The organism is Pseudomonas sp. DE0010, assembly GCF_007680745.1.
Lineage (GTDB): Bacteria > Pseudomonadota > Gammaproteobacteria > Pseudomonadales > Pseudomonadaceae > Aquipseudomonas > Aquipseudomonas parafulva_B.
The window spans coordinates 1-289 of record NZ_VEJQ01000169.1 but is presented as its reverse complement, the minus strand read 5'-3'; the positions used below and the strand labels follow the sequence as shown (position 1 = coordinate 289).

The 289-nt window shown below is 65.7% G+C and carries 1 pseudogene; it reads right to left on the bottom strand.

Features of this window, described 5'->3' with window-relative positions:
- Positions 1-261: pseudogene (locus tag FS767_RS22100) on the bottom strand (GGDEF domain-containing protein); the annotation flags it as partial.
- Positions 262-289: the final 28 nt, after the last annotated feature.

Below are 289 nucleotides of genomic sequence, written 5' to 3'. Positions count from 1 at the left end.
CGGCACATCGCCACTGGCGACGGCATCGCGAAAGCCGAAATCGGCGGCGAGCACCCGCACGGCATCGTTCAGCCGGCGGCAGCGCCCGTCCAGCACCTGGCGAAAGACCCGCGCCCCGGTGTCGAGCTGGTCATAGGACTGGCGCACCGCACTGGCCTCGGTGGCGGCCTTGACCGTCAGATAGACCAGGGTGATGACCACCAGCATCAGCAGGAAGAGACTGCCGGCGATGCGGGTCTGGAAACTATGGATGAGCTTCATCGTGCGTGGCCTTGTGGAAGGCATCCTC